The 22,754-nt window shown below is 72.9% G+C and carries 22 protein-coding genes and 1 riboswitch; of the genes, 6 read left to right on the top strand and 16 right to left on the bottom strand.

Annotated elements, in window-relative coordinates:
* Nucleotides 1–25: 25 nt before the first annotated feature.
* The 5 genes from cobN to ASE01_RS22555 are packed head-to-tail and all read left to right on the top strand — an operon-like array spanning nt 26 to nt 6,848.
* Entirely contained in the window at nt 26–3,607 is a 3,582-nt protein-coding gene (cobN, locus tag ASE01_RS22575; RefSeq protein ID WP_056758068.1) for a cobaltochelatase subunit CobN, read from the top strand.
* Nucleotides 3,600–4,382: an SAM-dependent methyltransferase gene (locus tag ASE01_RS22570; protein WP_235536167.1), complete on the top strand. Its 783-nt coding sequence runs from the start codon at nt 3,600–3,602 to the stop codon at nt 4,380–4,382. Before cobN ends, ASE01_RS22570 begins: the two co-directional genes overlap by 8 nt.
* On the top strand, nt 4,382–4,744 hold the full coding sequence (locus ASE01_RS22565) for a hypothetical protein (RefSeq protein ID WP_056758065.1): 363 nt from the start codon (nt 4,382–4,384) through the stop codon (nt 4,742–4,744). Before ASE01_RS22570 ends, ASE01_RS22565 begins: the two co-directional genes overlap by 1 nt.
* Nucleotides 4,741–6,129 (top strand): cobyric acid synthase, encoded by a 1,389-nt coding sequence (locus ASE01_RS22560; RefSeq protein ID WP_056758061.1) that lies wholly within the window; start codon nt 4,741–4,743, stop codon nt 6,127–6,129. The genes ASE01_RS22565 and ASE01_RS22560 overlap by 4 nt, the downstream gene beginning before the upstream one ends.
* On the top strand, nt 6,126–6,848 hold the full coding sequence (locus tag ASE01_RS22555) for a cobalt-precorrin-6A reductase (protein ID WP_056758059.1): 723 nt from the start codon (nt 6,126–6,128) through the stop codon (nt 6,846–6,848). Before ASE01_RS22560 ends, ASE01_RS22555 begins: the two co-directional genes overlap by 4 nt.
* On the opposite strand, the gene ASE01_RS22550 is transcribed toward ASE01_RS22555, so the two are convergent.
* Together ASE01_RS22550 and ASE01_RS22545 are read right to left on the bottom strand one after the other, a co-directional pair.
* Nucleotides 6,845–7,279 carry a hypothetical protein gene (locus ASE01_RS22550; protein ID WP_056758281.1) on the bottom strand — a complete coding sequence of 145 codons (435 nt, stop codon included), beginning with the start codon at nt 7,277–7,279 and terminating at the stop codon, nt 6,845–6,847. The two genes, ASE01_RS22555 and ASE01_RS22550, sit on opposite strands and share 4 nt — an antisense overlap.
* 38 nt (nt 7,280–7,317) lie before the next feature.
* Nucleotides 7,318–8,166, bottom strand: coding sequence for an NAD(P)H-binding protein (locus ASE01_RS22545; RefSeq protein ID WP_056758056.1), 849 nt, complete (start codon nt 8,164–8,166; stop codon nt 7,318–7,320).
* Nucleotides 8,167–8,270: 104 nt separating this feature from the next.
* Between ASE01_RS22545 and ASE01_RS22540 the strand changes: the two genes are divergently transcribed.
* A complete protein-coding gene (locus ASE01_RS22540; RefSeq protein ID WP_056758053.1) occupies nt 8,271–8,684 on the top strand; it encodes a winged helix-turn-helix transcriptional regulator in 414 nt (137 codons plus the stop codon).
* Here the strand turns inward: ASE01_RS22540 and ASE01_RS22535 are convergent.
* The 14 genes from ASE01_RS22535 to ASE01_RS22475 all read right to left on the bottom strand — a co-directional run bounded on the left by ASE01_RS22535 (nt 8,641) and on the right by ASE01_RS22475 (nt 22,748).
* Nucleotides 8,641–9,555 (bottom strand): SDR family NAD(P)-dependent oxidoreductase, encoded by a 915-nt coding sequence (locus ASE01_RS22535; RefSeq protein WP_056758277.1) that lies wholly within the window; start codon nt 9,553–9,555, stop codon nt 8,641–8,643. The genes ASE01_RS22540 and ASE01_RS22535 overlap by 44 nt on opposite strands.
* Complete coding sequence (locus tag ASE01_RS22530; RefSeq protein ID WP_235536166.1) at nt 9,552–10,478, bottom strand: cobalamin biosynthesis protein; 927 nt, start codon at nt 10,476–10,478, stop codon at nt 9,552–9,554. The genes ASE01_RS22535 and ASE01_RS22530 overlap by 4 nt, the downstream gene beginning before the upstream one ends.
* Entirely contained in the window at nt 10,456–11,277 is an 822-nt protein-coding gene (locus ASE01_RS22525) for a CbtA family protein (protein WP_056758049.1), read from the bottom strand. The genes ASE01_RS22530 and ASE01_RS22525 overlap by 23 nt, the downstream gene beginning before the upstream one ends.
* 15 nt (nt 11,278–11,292) lie before the next feature.
* Nucleotides 11,293–11,511, bottom strand: a complete 219-nt coding sequence (locus ASE01_RS22520) for a CbtB domain-containing protein (protein WP_056758046.1) — start codon at nt 11,509–11,511, stop codon at nt 11,293–11,295.
* 58 nt (nt 11,512–11,569) lie between these two features.
* A riboswitch (cobalamin riboswitch) is annotated at nt 11,570–11,644 on the bottom strand.
* 172 nt (nt 11,645–11,816) lie between these two features.
* Entirely contained in the window at nt 11,817–12,827 is a 1,011-nt protein-coding gene (cobC, locus tag ASE01_RS25365) for an Rv2231c family pyridoxal phosphate-dependent protein CobC (protein WP_235536165.1), read from the bottom strand.
* A complete protein-coding gene (locus ASE01_RS25360; RefSeq protein ID WP_235536163.1) occupies nt 12,805–14,163 on the bottom strand; it encodes a cobyrinate a,c-diamide synthase in 1,359 nt (452 codons plus the stop codon). Before ASE01_RS25360 ends, cobC begins: the two co-directional genes overlap by 23 nt.
* 4 nt (nt 14,164–14,167) lie before the next feature.
* A complete protein-coding gene (cobO, locus tag ASE01_RS22510; RefSeq protein WP_056758044.1) occupies nt 14,168–14,782 on the bottom strand; it encodes a cob(I)yrinic acid a,c-diamide adenosyltransferase in 615 nt (204 codons plus the stop codon).
* The gene (gene bluB / locus ASE01_RS22505) at nt 14,775–15,443 is read right to left on the bottom strand and encodes a 5,6-dimethylbenzimidazole synthase (protein WP_056758041.1); all 669 of its coding nucleotides are present in this window, start codon (nt 15,441–15,443) and stop codon (nt 14,775–14,777) included. Before bluB ends, cobO begins: the two co-directional genes overlap by 8 nt.
* The gene (locus ASE01_RS22500) at nt 15,440–17,578 is read right to left on the bottom strand and encodes a VWA domain-containing protein (RefSeq protein ID WP_056758038.1); all 2,139 of its coding nucleotides are present in this window, start codon (nt 17,576–17,578) and stop codon (nt 15,440–15,442) included. The genes bluB and ASE01_RS22500 overlap by 4 nt, the downstream gene beginning before the upstream one ends.
* Nucleotides 17,575–18,333, bottom strand: coding sequence for a precorrin-4 C(11)-methyltransferase (gene cobM / locus ASE01_RS22495; protein ID WP_056758034.1), 759 nt, complete (start codon nt 18,331–18,333; stop codon nt 17,575–17,577). The genes ASE01_RS22500 and cobM overlap by 4 nt, the downstream gene beginning before the upstream one ends.
* Nucleotides 18,330–19,586 (bottom strand): precorrin-6y C5,15-methyltransferase (decarboxylating) subunit CbiE, encoded by a 1,257-nt coding sequence (cbiE, locus tag ASE01_RS22490; RefSeq protein ID WP_056758031.1) that lies wholly within the window; start codon nt 19,584–19,586, stop codon nt 18,330–18,332. The genes cobM and cbiE overlap by 4 nt, the downstream gene beginning before the upstream one ends.
* On the bottom strand, nt 19,574–21,217 hold the full coding sequence (gene cobJ / locus ASE01_RS22485) for a precorrin-3B C(17)-methyltransferase (RefSeq protein WP_235536162.1): 1,644 nt from the start codon (nt 21,215–21,217) through the stop codon (nt 19,574–19,576). The genes cbiE and cobJ overlap by 13 nt, the downstream gene beginning before the upstream one ends.
* The gene (locus ASE01_RS22480) at nt 21,214–21,900 is read right to left on the bottom strand and encodes a precorrin-8X methylmutase (protein ID WP_235536160.1); all 687 of its coding nucleotides are present in this window, start codon (nt 21,898–21,900) and stop codon (nt 21,214–21,216) included. Before ASE01_RS22480 ends, cobJ begins: the two co-directional genes overlap by 4 nt.
* On the bottom strand, nt 21,897–22,748 hold the full coding sequence (locus ASE01_RS22475) for a nitrite reductase (RefSeq protein ID WP_056758267.1): 852 nt from the start codon (nt 22,746–22,748) through the stop codon (nt 21,897–21,899). Before ASE01_RS22475 ends, ASE01_RS22480 begins: the two co-directional genes overlap by 4 nt.
* Between the last annotated feature and the right edge of the window lie 6 nt (nt 22,749–22,754).

Raw genomic sequence — 22,754 nt, 5'->3', positions numbered from 1 at the left:
GAGAACCCCCAGGAGGAATCGCGCCATGCGCATCGCACTGCTCTCCACGTCCGACACCGACCTGCTCTCCGCACGGTCGAGCGGCGCCGACTACACCTGGGCCAACCCCGGCCGTCCCGGGCACACCGACATGGCGGCCGCGATCGAGGCAGCCGACCTCGTGGTCGCACGCATCCTCGGCGGCCCCCAGGACCTGTGCACCGGCTTCGAGCGGATCCGCGCGACCGGGAAGCCCATGGTCGTGCTCGGCGGCGAGCAGACGCCGAGCGCCGAGCTGATGGAGATGTCGACCGTCCCGGTCGGCCTCGCTGCCGAGGCGCACCGCTACCTGGCCGAGGGCGGTCCCCGCAACCTCGAGCAGCTCCACCGCTTCCTCTCCGACACGGTGCTGTTGACCGGCGAGGGCTTCGAGCCGCCGGAGGTGATCCCCGCGTGGGGGATCCTCGAGCGGCCGGCCCAGGCGGACCCCGGGGCATCGCGCGTCGGCGTGCTGTTCTACCGGGCGCACCAGGCGAGCGGGAACACCTCGTTCGTCCACGCCCTCTGCGACGCCATCGACGCCACTGGTGACGCCGTCGGTGTGCCGATCTACGCCGGGTCGCTGCGCGCGGCGCCGGACGACCTCTTCGTGGCGCTGGGCGATCTCGACGCCCTCGTCGTCACGGTGCTCGCTGCCGGAGGCAGCACACCCGCCGCGGTCAGCGCCGGTGGCGAGGACGAGACGTGGGACGTGGAGCGCATCGCCGCCCTCGACATCCCCGTCCTGCAGGGCCTGTGCCTCACCAGCAGCCGTGCGGACTGGGAGGCGTCCGACGAGGGCGTCACACCCATCGACTACGCCAACCAGGTGGCGATCCCCGAGTTCGACGGGCGGATCAGCACCGTGCCGTTCTCGTTCAAGGAGCTCGACCCGGCCGGCCTGCCGTCGTACGTCGCCGACGCGGAGCGCAGCGCCCGGGTGGCCGGCCTCGCGGTCAACTACGCCCGGCTGCGCTCGGTCCCCAACGCGGACAAGAAGATCGCGCTGATGCTCAGCGCCTACCCGACCAAGCACTCCCGCATCGGCAACGCCGTCGGCCTCGACACCCCGGTGTCGGCCGTGCGGATGCTGCGCCGCCTGCGCGACGCGGGCTACGACGTCGGCGACGGCTTCGGGGTCCTCGACCTCGAGGACGACACCGTGGCCGGCGACACGCTGATCCACTCCCTGATCGCGGCCGGTGGCCAGGACGAGGAATGGCTGACCTCGGTCCAGCTCAGCGACGCGCACGTCCGGATCAGCAAGGCCGACTACGACGCGTGGACCGCGGACATCCCGGCCGACCTGCGCGGCGACATGGTCGAGGCCTGGGGCGAGTCGCCCGGCACCCTCTTCGTCAACGACGACAACGAGATCGTGCTGGCGACGCTGCGCGCCGGCAACATCGTGCTGATGATCCAGCCGCCCCGCGGCTTCGGGGAGAACCCCGTCGCGATCTACCACGACCCCGACCTCGCGCCGTCGCACCACTACCTGGCGGCGTACCGCTGGGTGCAGCACGGCTTCGGCGCCCACGCGGTGGTCCACCTGGGCAAGCACGGCTCGATGGAGTGGCTGCCCGGCAAGAACGCCGCACTGTCGGCGTCCTGCGGCACGGACGCCGCGATCGGCAGCATGCCGCTGATCTACCCGTTCCTCGTCAACGACCCCGGCGAGGGCGCGCAGGCCAAGCGCCGCGCCCACGCGACGATCATCGACCACCTGATCCCGCCGATGGCACGCGCGGAGGCGTACGGCGACATCGCGCGCCTCGAGGGCCTGCTGGAGGACTACGACAAGATCTCGGCGATGGACCCGGCCAAGCTGGCCGCCATCCGCGGCGAGATCTGGGCGCTGATGCGGGCCGCGGAGCTGCACCGCGACCTCGGTCTGGAGGAGCGTCCCGAGGACGACGACTTCGACGACTTCCTGCTGCACGTCGACGGCTGGCTGTGCGAGATCAAGGACGTCCAGATCCGCGACGGACTGCACATCCTCGGGCAGGCGCCCGACGGCGAGGCGCGGGTCAACCTCGTGCTCGCGATCCTGCGGGCCTCCCAGGTCTGGGGCGGTCAGTCCCACGCACTCCCGGGCCTGCGGTCCGCGCTCGGTCTCGTGCCCGACGCCCCGACCCCGGAGGTCGACCGGGTCGAGGCCGAGGCCCGCGAGCTGATCGAGGCGATGGAGAAGTCGGGCTGGGACCCGGCGCGCGTCGAGGACCTGCACGCCGACCCGGTGGTCCGCCAGGTGCTGGACTTTGCTGCCACCGAGGTGGTGCCGCGTCTGGCACGCACCACTGACGAGCTCGACCACACCCTGCATGCCCTGGCTGGCGGCTTCGTCCCGGCGGGTCCCTCGGGATCCCCGCTGCGTGGTCTGGTCAACGTGCTCCCGACCGGGCGCAACTTCTACACCGTCGACCCGCGCGCGGTCCCCTCGCGCCTGGCGTGGCAGACCGGTCAGGCGATGGCCGACTCGCTCATCCAGCGCTACCTCGACGACGAGGGCACCTATCCGGAGTCGGTGGGCCTGTCGGTCTGGGGCACCTCCGCGATGCGCACCTCCGGCGACGACATCGCCGAGGTGCTGGCCCTGATCGGCGTGCGTCCCGAGTGGGACGAGGCCTCGAAGCGGGTGCACACGCTGACCGTGATCGAGCTCGAGGAGCTCGGTCGTCCGCGCATCGACGTGACGGTGCGGATCTCCGGCTTCTTCCGGGACGCGTTCCCGCACGTGGTGGCGATGCTCGACGACGCCGTACGGATGGTCGCCGAGCTCGACGAGCCGCTCGAGAAGAACTTCGTGCGCGCGCACTCGCAGGCCGATGTCGCCGAGCACGGCGACGAGCGTCGGGCGACGACGCGGATCTTCGGCTCCAAGCCGGGGTCGTACGGCGCCGGCATCCTCCAGGCCGTCGAGTCCGGCACCTGGCGCGACGACGCCGACCTCGCCGAGGTCTACACCGCCTGGGGCGGCTTCGCCTACGGCCGCGACCTCGACGGCGTACCCGCCGCAGACGACATGCGCGCCAACTACCGACGGATCAAGATCGCGGCCAAGAACATCGACACCCGCGAGCACGACATCGCCGACAGTGACGACTACTTCCAGTACCACGGCGGGATGGTCGCCACGATCCGTGCGCTGACCGGCTCCGACCCGAAGGCGTACGTCGGCGACTCGACCTCGCCGGACGCGGTGCGCACGCGCACGCTGCAGGAGGAGACCAACCGGGTGTTCCGTGCCCGTGTGGTCAACCCGCGCTGGATCGGTGCCATGCAGCGCCACGGCTACAAGGGCGCCTTCGAGCTGGCGGCGACGGTCGACTACCTCTTTGGCTTCGACGCGACCGCCGGTGTCGTCCACGACTGGATGTACGAGTCGCTGGCGAAGTCCTACGTGCTCGACGAGACCAACCAGGCGTTCCTGCGCACGTCCAACCCCTGGGCGCTGCGCAGCATCGTCGAGCGGCTGCACGAGGCCAAGGACCGCGGCCTGTGGGAGTCGCCCGATCCCGAGGTGCTCGCGGCGCTGCAGGCGGCCTACCTCGAGGTCGAGGGTGACCTCGAGGACTCCGCCGGTGCCTGAGGCCTCCGTGCCGTCCGTGCGATCCGTGCCGTCCGGCCGGTCTGCTGCGAGGGTCAGGGTCCTGGGCTTCGGCATGGGCCCCCAGCACGTCACCCCGGAGGTCGCCGCGGCACTGGCCGGGTGCGACTACGCGCTGGCCGTCCAGAAGAGCGAGGAGGACCCGCTCCTCGCCGTACGTCAGGCAGTGGCGGACGCCCACGGCGTCGAGCTCGTCGTGGTCCGCGACCCCGAGCGGGATCGCTCGCCGGGTCTGGACCGGGCGGGCTACGAAGGCGCGGTCGTGGACTGGTACGCCGCCCGGCTCGCCGCCTACCGCGAGGTGCTCGAGGCCCGCGGCGGAACCTGCGCATTCCTCGTGTGGGGCGACCCGTCGTTGTACGACGGAACCATCCGGATCGTGCGCGAGCTGTCCGACGACATCGACGTCCTGCCCGGCATCAGTGCCCCGCAGGTGCTCGCCGCCCGGCACGGCATCGTGCTGCACGACGTCGGGCAGCCGGTGCACGTCACCACGGCCCGCCGCCTGCGCGACGACGTCGCCGGTGGACAGCGCAACCTGGTCGTGATGCTCACCGGCGGGGTGGACCTCGACGGCTTCGAGGACTGGACGATCTGGTGGGGCGCGAACCTCGGCGGCGTGGGGGAGCGACTGGTCACCGGACCGGTCGGGTCCGTGGTCGGCGAGATCGTGGAGGCCCGGGCAGCGGCGAAGGCCGAAGCCGGCTGGGTGATGGACCTGTTCCTGTTGCGCGGTCCTGCTGCGGGGGCCTGCTGATGGCTCTGCCTGAGCGCGACATCCTGCTCTGTCGCGACTGCTGCTGCGGGACGACGAAGAAGCACCCCGACGTCGACCACTCGACCCAGCGCGACGAGATCGAGGCGCTGGACGACCCGGCCGGTCGCCGCGGGCCGCGGGTCCGGGTGCGGGTGGTGGACTGCCTCGACGAGTGCGACCGCTCCAACGTCGTACTCGTCCGGGACTTCACGTGGAATCCCAACGGCCGGCGACCCAAGGACTTCTGGCTCGGGGGAGTGCTGTCCGGCGCTGCGACCGACGCCGTGGTCGAGTGGGTGCGCGAGGGCGGTCCGGTGCCGGCGTCCCTGCAGCGACACCTGTTCCGGGGCAAGCGCGGATGACCGGCGCCCTCCTCGTCGCGGGCATGACCTCCGACGCGGGCAAGAGCATCGTGACGACGGGACTGTGCCGGGCGTTCGCGCGGCGCGGGATCCGGGTGGCGCCGTACAAGGCGCAGAACATGTCGAACAACTCGATGGTCGTGCGCGGACCCGACGGCGTGCCCGGCGAGATCGGGCGGGCGCAGTGGGTGCAGGCGCTGGCCGCCGGCGTCACACCGGAGGTCGCGATGAACCCGGTGCTGCTCAAGCCCGGCAGCGACCGGCGCAGCCACGTGGTGCGGATGGGCCAGCCCGACGGCGAGGTCTCGGCCCGCAACTGGCACGACGGCCGGGCCCGTCTGGCCGCGACCGCGTTCGCGGCCTTCGACGACCTGCGCTCGCGCTTCGACCTGGTCGTCGCCGAGGGAGCCGGCAGTCCCGCGGAGATCAACCTGCGGTCCAGCGACTACGTGAACATGGGGCTGGCCCGGCACGGCGAGGTCCCCACGATCGTGGTCGGCGACATCGACCGTGGCGGCTGGTTCGCCGCGGCCTACGGCACGCTGATGCTGCTCGACGAGGACGACCGGGCCCTGGTCAAGGGGTACGTCGTCAACAAGTTCCGCGGTGACGTGGACCTGCTCCGCCCGGGGCTCGACGACCTGCAGCAGCGGACCGGACGGCCGACGTACGGCGTGCTTCCCTGGCACCCGGATCTCTGGCTTGACTCCGAGGACGCGCTCGACCTCGACGGGCGCCGGACCGCACTGGCGGCGGGCACCCGCAAGGTCGCGGTCGTCCGGTTGCCCCGGATCAGCAACTTCACCGACGTCGACGCGCTGGGGCTGGAGCCGGGTCTCGACGTCGAGTTCGTCTCCGACGCGAGCCGTCTCGCGGACGCCGACCTGATCGTGCTGCCCGGTTCTCGAGCGACCCTCGCCGACCTGGCCTGGCTGCGCGAGCGCGGTCTCGACGCGGCGATCACCCGTCATGCGGCGGCAGGTCGGCCGGTGCTGGGGATCTGCGGTGGGTGCCAGATGCTCGGTCGACGGATCGAGGACCCCGACGGCGTCGAGGGAACTCCCGGGGCTGCGGCCGACGGACTCGGACTGCTCGACCTCACGACCCGGTTCGGGTCCGAGAAGAAGCTCACGCTGGTCGAGCCCGCCGGCTACGAGATCCATCACGGCCGGGTCACCGGCTCGACCGTGGCGGGCAAGGTGACCGGGACGATGGTGCACGGCAGCCTGGAGGACGACGGGACCCGTGCGGCCTACCTCGCCGGCGCCCTCGACGTGGTCTCCGGTGCGTCCTTCCCGGCGGCCCGGGCGGCACGTCTGGACCTGCTCGGCGACCTGGTCGAGGAGCACCTCGACCTCGACGCCCTGCTGGAGCTGACCCGGTGAGGGTCCTGCTGCTCGGCGGAACGGGCGAGGCGCGTGAGCTCGCGGCCCGTCTGGTCGACGCGGACATCCCGGTGGTGTCCTCCCTCGCCGGCCGGGTGGCCCGGCCGCGGTTGCCCGTGGGCGAGGTGCGGATCGGCGGCTTCGGCGGTGTCGAGGGACTGCGGGCCGTGCTCGCCGACTTCGACGTGGTGGTGGACGCGACCCACCCGTTCGCCCAGGGCATGAGCCGCAACGCCGCGCAGGCCTGCGTCGCGTCCGGCGTCCCGCTGCTCCGCTTCGAGCGCCCTGGCTGGGCCGATCGGGCGACGCCGTCCTGGATCTGGGTGGACACCCACGAGCAGGCCGCGACCGTCGCAGGTGAGCTCGGTAGTCGACCGTTCCTCACGATCGGCCGCCAGGAGCTGGCACGTTTCGTGCCGGCGCTGCACGACCACGAGGTCCTCGCGCGGGTGGTGGACCCGCCGGACGTCGCCATCCCGCCGGCCTGGGAGCTGCTGACCTCCCGCGGCCCCTACACGCTCGAGGGCGAGCGGGCGCTGATGGCCGATCGCGACGTCCTGGTGACCAAGGACTCCGGCGGCGAGCTCACCTGGCCCAAGATGGAGGCCACGGCCGAGCTGGGCATCCCCGTGGTGGTGGTACGACGGGCAGCGGCTCCGGCCGGCGTCGGGACCGTGGCCGAGGTGGACGCGGTCCTCGACTGGCTGCGCGGGCTCTAGGAACCCTCCCGCGGAGCGGCCTCGTGGCCGTCCCGGCCGTGGGTGCGCCGGTCCTCCTTCATCTCCGCCTCGTAGAGGTGCCGGCGCCCGCCGACCAGGCGCTCACGAGCCTCACGCTCCAGCTGCCGGAAGGTCGCGTAGTACCCGTCGTCGTACTCCTCGACGACCTGGAAGGTCCAGCGTCCCCGGAGGACGTTGAGCCCGACGAGCTCGGTCTGCAGCCGGTCGGCGAGCTCGCCGTGCCCCGCCTCGCGGAGCTCGTCGACGCCCTCGCCCAGGGTCAGGTCGGCGGTGCCGCTGAGCCGGTGGAAGGTGTAGAGCGCCCCGCGGGCCACCTCCACCGCTTCGAGCGCCTCCGAGATCTTGCCGAGCGCGGCGACCGTGCGGTCGTCGACGCCCTCGGGGCGGGTGTGCTCCTCGTCGATCGTCATGGCTGCAAGGTGCCCGCGACCGACGAGGAGCACACGGGTCACAGCGCCGCGCGCAGCCCGTCGGCCAGCGACGTGGCCGGACGGCCCAGCAGGTCGGCGAGGTCCGCGGTGTCGACGTACAGCTCGCCACGGCCCAGGCCCTCGTCGCCGTCGGCGAGGATCGCGGCGAACTGCTCGGGCACCCCGGCGCCGACGAGGACCTTGGTGAGCTCCTCGGCCGGTACGTCGGTGTAGGTGACGTCGGTGCCGCTCACCTCGCTCACCGTGGCGGCGAGCTCCTTCAGGCTGAAGGCGGTGCCCCCGAGCTCGTAGACCGGCTTCGGCGCCTCGGCGAGCAGGACGGCGGCCGCGGCCTCGGCGAAGTCGGCGCGGGTGGCGGCGCTGACCTGGCCGTCGCCGGCCGCACCGAGGACGGTGCCGTGCTCGAGGTAGGTGGGGAGCTGGTCGCCGTAGTTCTCGACGTACCAGCTGTTGCGCAGGAGCGAGTGGGGAAGGCCGGACGCGACGACGGCCTCCTCGGTGGCCTTGTGCTCCACGGCGAGCGCGAGACCGCTGGTGTCGGCGTTGGCGATGCTGGTGTAGGCGAGCAGCTCGACACCGGCGTCCTTGGCGGCGTCGATGACCGTCTGGTGCTGGGCGAGGCGCTGGCCGACCTCGCTGCCCGAGATGAGCAGGACGCGGCGGGCGCCGGCGAGCGCCGCCGTGATGGAGGCGGGGTCGCCGTAGTCGGCGCGTCGGGTCTGCACGCCGAGCGCGGCCAGCTCGGCGAGGCGGCCCTCGTCGCGACCGACGGCGACGACCTGGTCGGCGGGGACGCCCTGCGCTAGCAGGGAGGAGATGACGAGGCGGCCGAGGTGGCCGGTGGCACCGGTGACGACGAGGGACATGGTGGAACCTTTCGACGGGGAGGATGGCTTGCTGCCGGTCTCAACCTGTCGATGAGGTAGTTGCTTCCCAATGGTTAGTACGCACTTTGAAGTAAGGTACTGCCATGACGGAAAGCCTGCAGGTGGCGAGCGGTGAGGCCGGGATCTTCGAGCAGTTCCCGGGCGGGGTGTTCCCTGCCGCCTGCTCCAGCCGGGTGCTGCTCGACCACGTCATGAGCAAGTGGGGCGTGCTCGTCCTGGTGTCGCTCACCGACGGACCCCAGCGCTGGAGCGAGCTGAGGCGCCGCGCCCAGGGCGTGAGCGAGAAGATGCTCGCCCAGACCCTGAGGACCCTCGAGGCCGACGGACTGGTGGACCGCGACCAGAAGCCGGTCATGCCGCCCCGCGTGGACTACAGCCTGACACCGCTCGGAGAGGAGCTCGCCGAGGTCATGGTGCCGTTGTTGCGCTGGGTCGGGCGCAACGCCGAGGCCGTCATCGGGCCGTCGGACCCGGCTGGCTCCTCCCGCTCGTCCTGAGCGCTGCCGCCGAGTCCGGTTCGTGGCGGTGCGCGATGGCCATCGCCAGGTCCGAGAGCCGCGGTGCCAGCACGTTGAAGGCGGCGTAGAAGGTCCCGAACGCACCGTCGACCGTCACCGGCCGGTCCTCCAGGGCACGGACCACGCGCTCGGCACAGTGCTCGGCACTCTCGCCCCGGCCCTCGTACGCCGCCGTGGGACCGATCATCGGGGTGCGCACGATCGCGACCCGCATGTTGGTGCAGGTGACGTTGTCGAAGAACGCCTCACGCCCCAGGATCCGCCCGAAGACGTCGAGGGCGGTCTTGGAGGCGATGTACGGCGCGAACTTGGGCGCCCGGATCTGGTTGCCCCACGTCACGATGTTCACGACGTGGCCGAAGCGCTGCTCCCGCATCGCCGGGAGCAGCCCCATCGTCAGCCGGACGGGTCCAAAGTAGTTCACCGCCATCATCCGCTCGAAGTCGTGGAAGCGGTCGTGGGTGAGGTCCAGGGAGCGCCGGATGGAGTGCCCGGCGTTGTTGACGACGTAGTCGACCGCGCCGTGCTCGGCGAGGAGCTGCTCGACCAGGGCGTCGACGGAGGCGCCGACCGTCAGGTCCACGACGTACGACGCGGCGCGGCCGCCCTCGTCGGTGATCGCCTGCCGGACCCGGGCCAGCTCGGTCTCCCGGCGCGCGGCGAGCAGGACCGTCGCACCGCGACGGGCCGCCGCGTGAGCAGTGGCCTCGCCGATGCCCGAGGTGGCTCCGGTGACGAGCACCGTGCGCCCGTCGAGGGGCCCGGGGGCGCCGGTGACGGCGCGCGCGACGCGCGACACGGCGGCGCGGGGCGAGGCGAGGAGCGGGGTGTGCAGCAGCCTGGTGATCATCGAGGTGATGATCGCACGCACGCGATCGCGGCGGCGCTCAACGCGGCGGCGACGCCGACCCGACGGGCCAGGGTCCGGGCACGGTCGAGGTCGGCACGACCGGGGAGGGGTCCCGAGCCCATCACCGCACGGTGCTCGATCCGGCCCGCGTAGTCGTTGGTGCCGCCCAGCCGGATGCCGAGCGCACCCGCGAAGGAGGACTCGACCGGACCTGCGTTCGGGCTGGGATGGCCCGCGGCATCACGTCGCCAGGCCCGCCACGCGTTGCGGTGGTCGGGGCCGAGGGCGACGGCGAGGAGGGCGGTCAGTCGGGAACCCGGCAGGTTGGCCATGTCGTCGAACCGGGCGGCCGCCCAACCGAACCGTTCGTGACGTGCGCTGCGGTGACCGACCATGGCGTCGAGGGTGTTCGCGGCGCGGTAGCCGATCAGGCCGGGGACGCCGGCGATCGCCCCCCAGACCAGCGGCGCGACGACGGCGTCCGAGGTGTTCTCGGCCAGCGACTCGAGGGTGGCCCGCACGACCTCGCCCTCGTCCAGCTGCGAGGTGTCCCGGCCCACCAGGTGGGTCAGCTGCACCCGCGCCTCCGGCAGTCGGCCGTCGGCGAGAAGTCGGCTCACCGTGGCTGCCTCACGGTCCAGCGAGGTGCCGCCCAGCACCGCCCACGTGGCCACGGCGGTGGCCAGGGTGCGGGGCAGGGTGCGCTCGGCGACGACGCCGAGCGCGACCGTGGCGCCGACCAGGACCACGACGTACGCCGTGCCGTTGGCCCGGTGGTCGCGCCAGATCCGCTGCTCCAGGGCGGCGGCGACCTGTCCGAAGCCGGCGACCGGGTGACAACGCCGCGGATCGGCGAGCAGCCGATCCGCGGCGTACCCGAGCAGGAGGCCGACGGCCCGATCAGAGGTTGGCAGCGAGCTCACGCCGGTTGGCGTCGGCCGTGGCCGTGTCGTGCAGGCGGCCGAGCAGGGCGACCAGGCCGACCCCGATCGCGGCCCACAGCGTCATCAGGGTGAGCAGGGACGAACGCCGGAAGTACCAGAGCAGGTCGGCCGGGAAGTCCCCGAGCTCGTTGACGCTCGGCAGCAGCGCCGCAGCGACGGCGACCACGGCGATGTAGCCGGCCGCGACGATGCCCGTGGCGGTCCAGCCGTCGACCCGGGCGCGGAGCTTGTTCGCGATCACGACGGCCGCGATGACGGCGAGGACCGAGATCAGCACCAGCGCGAAGTACGACGCCGTGCGACCACCGATCGTCTCGCCGTCACCCACCGCAGGCGGGGTCGAGGGGTACTTGGCGAAGGGCACCAGCACGATCGACACGAAGCCGAGCAGCGCCACCAGCGCCGTCGATCCGCGGGCCGACAGGTTGCCGAGGCGTCCGATCACGGCGGCCGCGGCCAGCGCGGTCAGTCCGCCGAGTGCGGCGCCGACGACGACCGTGCCGGTGAGCAGGCCCCAGCTCTTCTGGTTGTCGCGGGAGACCGCGACCATGCCGGAGTGGTCCTCCTCGGCGGCAGCAGCCTCCTCGGCGGCGACCTCCTGCGGAGTCATCTGCGCGGCGGCGGCGTCCTCGAGGGCGATCGCGTCATCGATGGTGGGCTCGCCCAGGGCGAAGGCCACGACGAAGGCGAGCAGGCCCGCGACCAGGCCCACGGCGAGACCGCGGATCAGGAAGGCGGCCGGTGTGAGGACGGACTTGTCCTGGGAAACGGTGCTCATGAGCTGGTTCCCCGCTCAGTGGCAGGGGAAGCCGAGCAGGTGCCGCGCGTCGTGGACCCACTCGTGGACCGCGTTGCCGGCGGGGAAGGAGATCGCGCCCTGGTCGGCGCTCACGAAGAAGATCGCCAGCATGGCGAGGAGTCCGAAGAAGACCACCCAGGTGCCGAGCTTGAGCAGCGGGACGACGGGAACGACGATGGCTCCGCCGTGGGGGGTGGCAGTGATCTGCGACATGGTGCCTCCTCAGGGATTCTGCGTCCCTGGTCGAATGGGGTGAGGTGTGCAGACACTCGTTCCTGACTTCACCGCACCCCTCGCGGAGGCGATGTCACAGTAGCGCGACTGTGCCGGAGTCTCACCGGCTTCCTCGTGCCTGCAGGCCTGACTCTAGGGCATCGCGAGGTCGGGCGGGAGGTGAGTCCGCAGCCCGGTCCGAGATGCTGCGGTTTGGTCCCAAACCGCAACGATTCGGGCCTTCTGGCTGCGGTTTGTGCCCAATCGGCGACAGGTGGCGGGGTGAGGAAGGACTGGGGGAGGACCTAGGGAAGCAGGACCGCGAGAAGGCGGTCGGTCATCTCCGGGGAGCGGACCGCGATCCGGACCCAGCTCTGGTCCAGGCCGGGGAAGGTGTCGGCCCGGCGCACCGCGATGCCCCGGTCGCGGAGCCGCTCGTGGATCCCGGGGCCGACCTGGGCCAGGACGAAGGAGGCCGTCGAGGCGAGGTGGTGGACCCCGAGGTCGGCCAGTCCCTTCTCGAGGTGCTCGCGCCAGTCCCGGACCTGCTCGGCGCGGCGCCTCCCCTCGCTCGCGGCCTCGGGGGAGGTGCACGCGACGACCGCTGCGGCGGCCGTCGTGCCGACGCTCCACGGCGTCTGGTTGAGCGCGAGGCCGGTGACGATCATCGCGTCGCCGACCAGGTAGCCGGCGCGGATCCCGGGGATGCCCCAGTGCTTGGTGAGGGAGCGGAGGACGACGAGTCCGGCCGCCTTGACGCCCGCCAACGACTCCGTCTCGTCGGGATCGCAGTCCATGAACGCCTCGTCGACGACCACGACCCGGCCGGGCTGCAGCAGGGCGCGGATCGTCGCGGCCGGGTGCAGGACGCCCGTCGGGTTCGTGGGGTTGCCGATCACGACGAGGTCGGCGTCCTCGGGGACCTGCTCGGGGTCCAGGACGAACGGCTCGGTCAGCACGACCGACGTCACCCGGTGCCCGGCCTGCTCCAGCGCAGCGTGGGGCTCGGTGAACTGCGGGTGCACGACGACGGGCCGGCGCCAGGGCCGCAGGCGGGCGATCAGCGTGAAGGCCTCTGCGGCACCGGCGGTGATCAGCACGCCGTCACTCGGGCGGTGGTGGTGAGCGGCGACGGCTGCCCGCGCGGCGTCCGAGGTCGGGTAGCGGCCGACCTCGTCGAGCGAGGCGAGCAGGGCTGCGTCCAGCCACGGGGGTCGCGCGCCGTCGTACACGTTGACGGCGAAGTCGAGGGTCGCGTCGCGCGCCTCGACGTCCCCGTGGTGGCGCAGCGGGTCATCCATGGCGGTGGACCGCATCCGCGAATCGCGACGCCAGCTGGGGGTGTCCGGCCCAGTGGGTGTGGAGGTACGACGCGTGCAGGGTCTCGGACGCGAAGCCGACCTGCTCACCGTCGAGGGTCCATGCGGCCTGCGTGCCGGTCGAGGGCGTCACGGTCGTGCGATGGAACTCGTGGCCGGTGACGCGCTCGCCCCTGCGGGTGAGGAGGGTGTCGCCCAGCGCCTCCGCCACGGGGTAGCGCAGGGTGAGGCGTTCGGTCATCGCCGCGTCCGCTTCGAGGACGCCCGTCATCGGCACGCCATCGAGGGTACGACAGAGGTAGAGGAGGCCGGCGCACTCGGCGACCGTCGGCAGGCCGTCGAGCACCGCCGTGCGGATCTGCACGCGCAGCGCCGCGTTGCCGCTCAGGTCGGCCGCATGGACCTCGGGGAAGCCGCCACCGAGGTAGAGACCGGCGGTACCCGCCGGCAGCGCTGTGTCGTGGGCGGGGTCGAAGGCGACGACCTCGCAACCGGCGGCCTCGAGCAGCTCGGCGGTCTCGGCGTAGCGGAAGGTGAAGGCGCGTCCGGCGGCGACGGCGACGCGGGGTCTCGTCCCGCCCGCTCGTTCCGCGCGGGCTGCTCGACCGACGACAGGGGACCAGGGGATCGCGTCGATCGCCGGGGCCGAGCGGGCGATCGCGAGCACGGCGTCGAGGTCGACGTGCTCGGTCATCACCTCCGCGAGACGGGCGACGACGGCGGCGGACTCGCCGCGCTCGGCGGCGGTGACCAGGCCGAGGTGGCGCGAGGGGGTGGCGATCGAGCTGTCCCGGGGGATCACGCCCAGGACGGGCAGGGAGATCGAGGAACGGACCTCGTCGGCGTGACGGACCGATCCGGCCTGGTTGAGGATCACGCCCGCGACCTCGACGTCCGGGTCCCAGGTCGCCATCCCGTGCACGACCGCACCGATCGAGCGCGACGAACGGGAGATGTCGACCACCAGCACGACCGGGCTGCGGGTCAGCGCCGCCACGTGCGCGGTCGAGGAGAACCCGTTGCCGCCGATCCGGCCGTCGTACAAGCCCATCACGCCCTCGACGACGGCGACATCGGCACCACGAGCGCCGTGCAGCAGGAGGGGGTTGACGAGGTCCTCGCCGACCAGGTGCGGGTCGAGGTTGCGGCCCGGACGCCCGCACGCGAGGGAGTGGTACCCGGGGTCGATGTAGTCCGGGCCCACCTTGTGGCCGCTGACGGCATGGCCGGCTGCGGCCAGCGCGGCCATCAGGCCGGTGGCGACCGTCGTCTTGCCCTGGCCGGTCGCCGGAGCAGCGACGACGACACGGGGAACCTGGACGGGCGCGGTCATCGCGTCACCACTCGATGCCTCGCTGGCCCTTCTGGCCCACGTCCATCGGGTGCTTGACCTTGGTCATCTCGGTGACCAGGTCGGCCACCTCGACCAGCTTCGCGTCGGCGCGGCGGCCCGTCATCACGACGTACTGCCGCCCGGGGCGGCTGCGCAGGGTCTCCACGACGTCGTCGATGTCGAGCCAGCCCCAGTTGATCGGGTAGGTGAACTCGTCGAGCACGTACAGGTCGTGGCGCTCCTCGGCCAGCGCACGCTTGATCTCCGCCCAGCCCTCGATGGCGTCCGCTGCGTGGTCCTCGGTGGAGCCCTCCTTGCGCGACCAGGACCAGCCGGCGCCCATCTTGTGCCAGGCCACCGGGCCGCCCTCGCCGGTCTGCTCGTGCAGCTCGCCGAGGCGTTCCAGGACGGTCTGTTCGCCGATGCGCCACTTCGCGGACTTCACGAACTGGAAGACGCCGACGTTCCAGCCCTGGTTCCACGAGCGGATCGCGAGCCCGAAGGCGGCAGTCGACTTCCCCTTGCCGTCGCCGGTGTGGACCATCACGAGCGGCCGGTTGCGGCGCTGGCGGGTGGTCAGCCCGTCCTCGGGTACGACGAGCGGCTTGCCCTCAGGCATGGTCCCTCCAGGCGTTGTCGTGGATGGCGTCGGCCAGGGACCGGCGCGAGCGCCAGCCGTGGCGCTCCAGGTCGGGAACGGTCTCGAGATGGCTGACCGTGCCCACGCACAGCCAGGCGATCGGTCGGACGGCGGCGGGGATGCCGAGCAGGTCGCGCAGGAAGGGCTCGCGGTAGAAGGACACCCAGCCCAGGCCGAGGCCCTCGGCCGTCGCGGCCAGCCAGAGGTTCTGGATCGCGAGGACGCTCGAGAAGAGACCGGCGTCGGCGATCGCGTGGCGACCGAGCACGTGCTGACCGCCACGGTCCTGGCTGTGGGTGACGACGATGCCCATCGAGGACTCGCAGATCCCCTCGACCTTGATCTTGTCGAAGGTGGAACGTCGCTCGGGCGGGAGCGACGCGGCGAAGGTGTCGCGCTCGTCGGCGACGTGGTCGCGGAAGGCTCGACGCACCACCGGGTCGCGGACGACGACGAAGTCCCAGGGCTGGCTCATCCCGACGCTCGGCGCGCGGTGGGCGGCGCCGAGGACCCGCAGCAGCGTCTCCTCGGGCACGGGCTCGCCGGTGAACTCGGCGCGGACGTCGCGGCGCCGCTCGATGACGTCGTACAACGTCGCGGTGGAGGACGCTGCGGACGTGGCCGTCGCGGAGGGGCTCATGCCGCGCGGTCCCGGGTGCTGCGCGCTGCGTCGACCAGGGCGTCGGCACTGACCTCGCCGATCGGCACGTGCTCCGCGCCGAGCGTTGCGGCCAGCGTTGCGGCCAGCCCCATCCGCATCGGTCCGCTCTCGCAGTCGACGACGACACAGGAGATCCCGGAATCGGCGAGGAGGCCGGCCGCCTGGCGGCTACGGGCGACGGCGTCAGGCCCCGAGGTCGCCCGGCCGTCGGTGACGATGACGAGGAGTGGGCGGCGGTTCGGGTCGCGGGTGCGCTCGACCGTGAGCAGTCGCGCCGCCTCGAGCAGTCCCTCGGCGAGCGGGGTGCGTCCACCGGCAGGCAGGTCCTCGAGGCGCTGCGCGGCTGCGTCGACCGAGTGGGTCGGGGGCAGCGCGACCTCCGCGCCGGACCCGCGGAAGGTGACCAGACCGACCTTGTCGCGACGCTGGTAGGCGTCGAGCAGCAGGCTCAGCACGGCCGTCTTCACCTGCTCCATCCGCCGGCGGGCCGCCATCGAGCCCGAGGCATCCACGCAGAACAGGACCAGGTTGGACTCGCGCCCCTCGCGCACCGCGATCCGCAGGTCCTGGGGGCGCAGCACGAGCGGTCCGGTCCGGCGACCGCGAGCGAACTGGTGGGCCGCAGCCGCGCGGATCGTCTCGGTGAGGTGGATCGCGCCGCTGTGGTTGCCGATCGGGATCGTCGCTCCGATCCGGCGGCCGTTGGTGGTGCGCGCGCGACTCCGTCGCCCGGCGGTCCCGGTGCCGACGCCGCGAACGGTCAGCAGGCGGGTGCGGTAGGTCGATCCGGTGGCGGCGGTGACGTCATGCGAGGTGGTCGGTCCGGGAGCCGGATCGCATGACGTCTCGGGAGGCTCGGGCGGGACGTCATGCGAACTGGTCGCCGGAGCATCCACGTCGTATGACGTCTCCGGACCGCCGTCGGGGCCGCTGTCGGGGCCACCGTCAGAGTCGTCCGTCGAGCCGTCGTCCGTCGAGCCGTCGTCGTCGGGGCCGTCGTCCGTCGAGCCGTCGTCGCCGGGGCCGTCGTCGCCCGGGCCGTCCGGTTCGGGATCGTCGTCGGGGGGCAGGTCCTCGTTGCCGAGCACCTGGTCGAGCAGGTCCTCGTCGAGGCCGGGGGCGTCGAACGGCTTGCGTCGGCGGCGGTGCGGCAGCGCGAGGGTGGCCGCAACGCGGATGTCCTCGAGGATCACCTGCGAACGGCCGCACCAGGCGGCGTGCGCGACGGCGGTGCGGGCGGTGACGATGTCGGCGCGCAGGCCGTCCACATCGAAGGCCGCGCACACCTCGGCGATCTTCAGCAGCGCGGCATCGGTGAGCCGGACCCGGCTGACGAGGGCCTGGGCCTCGGAGATCCGTGCCCGCAGCGCCTCCTCGGCGTCGGCGTACTGCTCGGCGAAGGCCTCGGGGTCGGCGTCGTGGGCCATCCGGCGGCGGACCACCTCGGCGCGCAGCGCCGGCACCCGCGGGGCAGCGACCTCGACGGTCAGGCCGAACCGGTCGAGGAGCTGCGGACGCAGCTCGCCCTCCTCGGGGTTCATCGTCCCGACCAGCACGAAGCGGGCGGCGTGCTCGACGGAGACGCCGTCGCGCTCGACGGTGGAGCGGCCCATCGCGGCGGCGTCGAGCAGCAGGTCGACCAGGTGGTCGTGGAGCAGGTTGACCTCGTCGACGTACAGGATTCCGCGGTGGGCGCGGGCCAGCAGGCCGGGCTCGTACTCGGCCTTGCCCTCGGAGAGCGCGCGCTCGAGGTGCAGCGAGCCGAGCACGCGGTCCTCGGTGGCGCCGACGGGGAGCTCGACCAGGCGCACCGGACGGGTCTCGACCTCGGTGTCCGCCTCGAACGGCCCGTCGGGGGAGTGGGCCGACGGGTCGCGCGGGTCGGAGGAGAAGCGGTCGCCCGCGATGACGTCGATCGGCGGCAGCACGGCGGCCAGTGCGCGCACGATCGTCGACTTCGCGGTGCCCTTCTCGCCGCGCACGAGCACGCCGCCGACCTCGGGCGCGATCGTGGTGAGGAGCAGCGCGAGCGCCATCGGATCCGGTCCGTCGGGACCGTTGGCGCCGACGACGGCGCTGAAGGGGAAGTTCCGGTTGAGGGTGGGGTGGCTCATCGCAGACGTGCCTTCCGTTGCACTCGTTCGGGGGAGTAGAGGTAGGACTCGGCGTCCGAGGTGGACGCGAGGGCCGGACCCACGAGGATCACGGCTGCCTGGCGCAGGCCGGCGTCCTCGACGAGGTCGGCGATCGTCGAGACCGTGCCACGCAGGACCAGCTCCTCGGGCTGGGAGGCCCGCGAGACCACGGCGACCGGGCAGTCGGTGCCGTAGTGGGGCGCGACCTCGGCCATCAGGTCCCGGACCCGGGTGATGGCCAGGTGCAGCACGAGGGTCGCTCCGGTGGCGGCGAAGGCCACCAGCGACTCCCGCTCGGGCATCGCGGTCGATCGCGCCTGGGTGCGGGTGAGCACGACCGACTGGGTCACCAGGGGCACCGTCAGCTCGCGGCCGACGATGGCGGCCGCGGCGGCGTACGCCGGGACCCCTGGCGTGACGTCCCACGCCACCCCGGCCGCGGCGAGACGACGGGTCTGCTCGTGCAGCGCGGAGTAGAGCGACGGGTCGCCGGAGGTGAGGCGGACGACGTCCTGACCGGCCGCATCGGCCTCGACCATGACGGCAGTGATCCGGTCGAGGTCGATCTCCTGGGTGTCGACCAGGGTGGTGCCCGGGCGGCAGTGCGAGAGCACGGCGGCGTCGATGTAGGTGCCGGGATAGAGCACGACGTCGGCGGTGGCGAGCAGGGACGCGGCCCGCAGCGTGATCAGGTCGGCGGCGCCGGGGCCGGCCCCCACGAAGTGGATCGTCATGAGAGGCTCCCGTCCCGATTCGCCGCGCGTTCCTCGCGGTCACTCGAGGAACCGCTGGACGTCCAGGTCCACTGGGTCACTGCGCGAGCGGGGGTCCAGCCGGTGAACCGGCCGCCGATGGGGGTGACGTGCTCGACGGACAGGCGGGTGAGCTCGCCGCCGTGCTCGTGGAACGCCGCGATCAGCAGGGCCTCGGTCTCGAGGGTGACGCCGTGCACGACGAGGCGCCCGTGAGGAGCCAGCCGTTCGCGGCACAGGTCGAGCAGGCCGGGGGCGGTGGCGCCGCCGCCGACGAAGATCGCGTGCGGTGTCGGCAGGTCGTCGAGCACGTCCGGGGAGCTGCCCTCGACCACCCGCAGGCGGGGTACGCCGAGGGCGCTGGCGTTGCGCCCGATCCGGGCAGCCCGCTCGGCGTCCGCCTCCACGGCGATCGCCTCGGCGAGGGGATGGGCGCGCAGCCACTCGATGCCCACCGATCCGGCGCCGGCGCCCAGGTCCCACAGCAGGTGTCCCGGGGCGGGGGCGAGCCGGGAGAGGGCGCTGGCGCGGACGTCGCGCTTGGTGAGCTGGCCGTCGTTCTCGAAGGCGTCGTCGGCCAGGCCGCTCGCCCACGATCCGGGTCCGCCGCGAACGGTGAGGCCCAGGACGTGGAGCCGGGGGAGGGCGTCGGGCACGGGGCCGGTCGCGAGGAAGGTGGTCCGGCTCTCGGTGTCCCCGCCGAGGTCGCCGAGCAGGTCGAGGACGGTGGCGCCGAAGCCCGACTCCGTGAGGAGCGCGGCCACGGCTGCGGGGGTGCTCTCGTCGGAGGACAGGACCAGGAGTCGCCGGCCGTCGGAGAGCTCGCGCCGTAGTGCTGCCACGTCGCGCCCGACCAGCGTGAGGACCTCGGACCCCTCGGCCGACCAGCCCAGCCGGGCCCGGGCGAGGGCGACCGAGGACACGGCGGGGATGACGGTGACGGCGTCCGGGCCGAGGAGGCGGATCAGCGTCGTACCGATGCCGGAGACCAGTGGATCGCCGGAGGCGAGAGCGACGATGCGTCGTCCGTCGTACTGCTCCAGGAAGCCGGGGAGACCGGACATCGGTCGCGGCCAGGCCCGCCGTTCCTGGCCCTCGACCGGAGGCACGAGATCGAGGTGGCGCTCGCCGCCGAGCAGCACCTCGGCGCCCGTGACGATCGCGCGGGAGGAGGCGACCAGGCCGTCCCAGCCGTCCGCGCCGATGCCGACGACGGTGACGCTCAGTCCACCCATCGCGGTGTCCAGACGGCCCCGTTGGGCTCCACGCGCGTCGAGGAGGCGCCGATGATGAGCAGGCACTTCATGTCGACCGTGTCGGTGTCGAGGGCGCCGAGCGTGGTCACGGTCAGCGACTCCTCGGCCCGGCCGACGTCACGGCCGACGACCACGACGGTGTCGGGGGAGCGGTGCTCGAGCAGGATCTTCTGGGTCTCCACGACCTGTTCGCGACGTGAGCGCGAGGCGGGGTTGTAGATGCCGAGCACCAGGTCGGCCTCGGCGATCGCACGCAGTCGCTTCTCCACCACCGCCCACGGCTTGAGCCGGTCCGAGAGGCTCATCACCGCGAAGTCCGCGCCGATCGGGGCACCGGCCCGGGCCGCGACGGCCTGCACCGCGCTCACGCCGGGCAGCACCCGGACGGGGACGGTCGCGTGCTCGGGGTGCGCCGGGTCGGCGGCTGCCTCGAACACGGCGGAGGCCATGCCGAACACACCGGCGTCACCGCCGGAGACGACGGCAACCCGCTCGCCCCGCAGGGCGAGGTCGAGGGCGAACCGGGCGCGGTCGACCTCGACGGTGTTGCCGGAAGCGTGCCGCTGCAGCCCGACGCGCTGCGGGACCCGGTTGACGTACGGCGCGTAGCCGACCACGTGCTCGACCTCGGTGAGTGCCGCGGTGGCCTCGGGTGTCAGCCAGCCGTCGGGGCCGGGGCCGAGGCCGATGACGAGGAGCTCGGCCGGCGGTCGAGGAGATTGCGCAGCAACCGTCTCGAGACCCGGTGGGATGGTGTCGGGGAGGCTCCCGGCACCGGTGCCGGAGGTCTCGAGACGGCCGCGGGCGGCCTCCTCGACCACCGGGTCGGTCGCCCGCAGGCGGGAGGCGGTCGGACGGCCTGCCGAGTCGCCGGGGACGACGATCAGCGAGAAGTACGGGACCGAGTCGGCATCGACGTCGGCGACCGGCAGCCAGCGCTCCTCGGGCTGCGAGGCGCGCTCGACGTACATCGCGCCCTCGAGCCGACCGGCCTGCTCCAGTGCGGAGCGGACGGCGGGGAAGGTGCGGCCGAGCTTCATGATCACGGCGCCGTCGGTGTCGGCGAGGCGGCGGGCGAGCTCGGGCTCGGGGAGCGTGCCGGGGAGCACGGTCAGCACGTCGTTCTGCCGGACCAGCGGCGCCGGGATCGTCGCCGTGGCCGCGGCGAAGGCGGGGATGCCGGGGACGACCTCGATCTCGAACCGGTCGCGGAACCGGTCCAGGAGGTACATCGAGGAGCCGTAGAAGAGCGGGTCGCCCTCGGCGAGGAGGACGACGTCACGGCCGGCGTCGAGGTGCGCGGCCAGCCGGGCCTCGCACTCGTCGTAGAAGTCGGCCAGCGCGCCGACGTATCCACCGGGGTGGTCCGTCGTCCCGGTGGTCACCGGGTAGCGCAGCTCCTCCTCGACCGCGTCGGTCGGGATGAGGTGCGCGGCGATGCGGCGGGCGTGGGACTGCTTGCGGACGCCGGCGTGGAAGGAGATCACGCTCGCGGCGCCGATCAGCCGCTCCGCCTTGCGGGTGATCAGCTCGGGATCGCCGGGACCGATCCCGACGACGAAGAACTGGCCCTTCGCGGTGCTGTCGTCGGTCTCCACTCCGGCGCTCACTCCTCTTCCTGGGCGAGTGCGTTGACCGCCGAGGACGCCATCGCGGACCCGCCGCGGCGACCGCGCACGGTGACGAACGGGATGTCGATGCCGTGGTCCCGGGCGAACGACGCCAGCGCGTCCTTCGACTCGGCCGCGCCGATGAATCCCACCGGGCAGCCGACGATCGCGGCCGGTCGAGGGGCGCCGTCCAGGATCATCTCGAGCAGGTGGAACAGCGCGGTGGGAGCGTTCCCGATCGCCACGACGGCGCCGTCGAGCAAGGGCTCCCAGAGCGAGACCGCCGCAGCCGTGCGGGTCGTCGACCAGCTCCGGGCGAGGTCCGGGACCCGTTCGTCGGTGAGGAAGCAGTGGACCGGGTTGTCGGCCGGGAGCCGGCCGGCGGTGATGCCCATCGCCACCATCCGGGCGTCGCACAGGATCGGGGCGCCCGCGGCGAGCGCCGCGCGACCGGCCCGGGCGAGGTCGGGGTGGACCACCAGGTCGCGGGTCAGGTCGGTCTGGCCGCTGCCGTGGATCATGCGCACGGCGACCTTCTCCGCGTCGGCAGGCACGGAGGAGAGGTCCGACTCGCGGCGGATGGTGGCGAAGGAGTCGACGTAGATCGCCGGCCCGTCGGCGATGTAGTCGAACCGGCGCGGGGGAGCGGACAGGGTCGGCGTCTCGAGCTGGGTGTCGGTCACGGGGTCTCCTCGGGAAGCGGTGCGGGGATCAGGACGCCGTGCCACGGCGTGATGACGACGGACGCGGCGCTCCGGCCGGCCATCGTGGTCAGGTCGTTGAGGGTGAGGCCGTCGCCGACGGCGAGGTGCTCGCCGCCGGGGACGGTGCCGAACGCGAGCGGTGCGGAGCGCACGTCGGCACCCGGCTCGGGCGGCGAGGGTACGACGAGGGGGTCGGCCAGCTCGTCGACGTGCCAGGCCGCGGCGGGGCCGGTGCCCCGGGCGGACAGGAAGTGGTGGGCGAGCGCGACGAGTGCGGCGGCCGCGTCGTCGAGGGCGACCACGTCGCCGTACCCCTCGCCGACGCGGAGCTGGGCCCGGGTGCCGTCGAGGGCGACCAGGCCGAGGTCCTTGTGCCGGTCGGCCAGGTCGCCGCGGCCGTCGTCGAGGGTGAACAGGAAGCGGCCGGGCAGCTCGGCGAGCGACTCGTCCGCGAGCAGGTGCGCGTCGAGGGCCGCGACCACGGGGCGCAGGTCGGCGCGACCGCCGGTGAGTCCGGTCTGCGGTGAGGCCAGGACGTTGCGGACGCGGTCGTGGGCGCGGGACGGCAGGAGGCCCGTGGCCTCGAGCGCGGCCAGGGCGGGCTCGGCGAGACGGTCGCCGTCGACGGGCATGCCACGGACCTGGAGGTTCGCGCGACCCGTCGTGCGGATCCGGCCGTCGCCGTGTTCGGTGGCGACCTCGGCCAGCGCCACCAGCGAGGACAGGGGCAGCTGTCCGCCGGGCACCCGGATCCGGACCAGTCCGCCGTCCTCGGCCGGCCACGGGTGCACGATGCCCGGGCACCGGTCCGGTCGGCTGCGAGCCATGGGGAG

Source organism: Nocardioides sp. Root190 (genome assembly GCF_001428565.1).
Classification (GTDB): domain Bacteria; phylum Actinomycetota; class Actinomycetes; order Propionibacteriales; family Nocardioidaceae; genus Nocardioides.
This window is presented reverse-complemented; position numbering and strand designations above follow the sequence as displayed.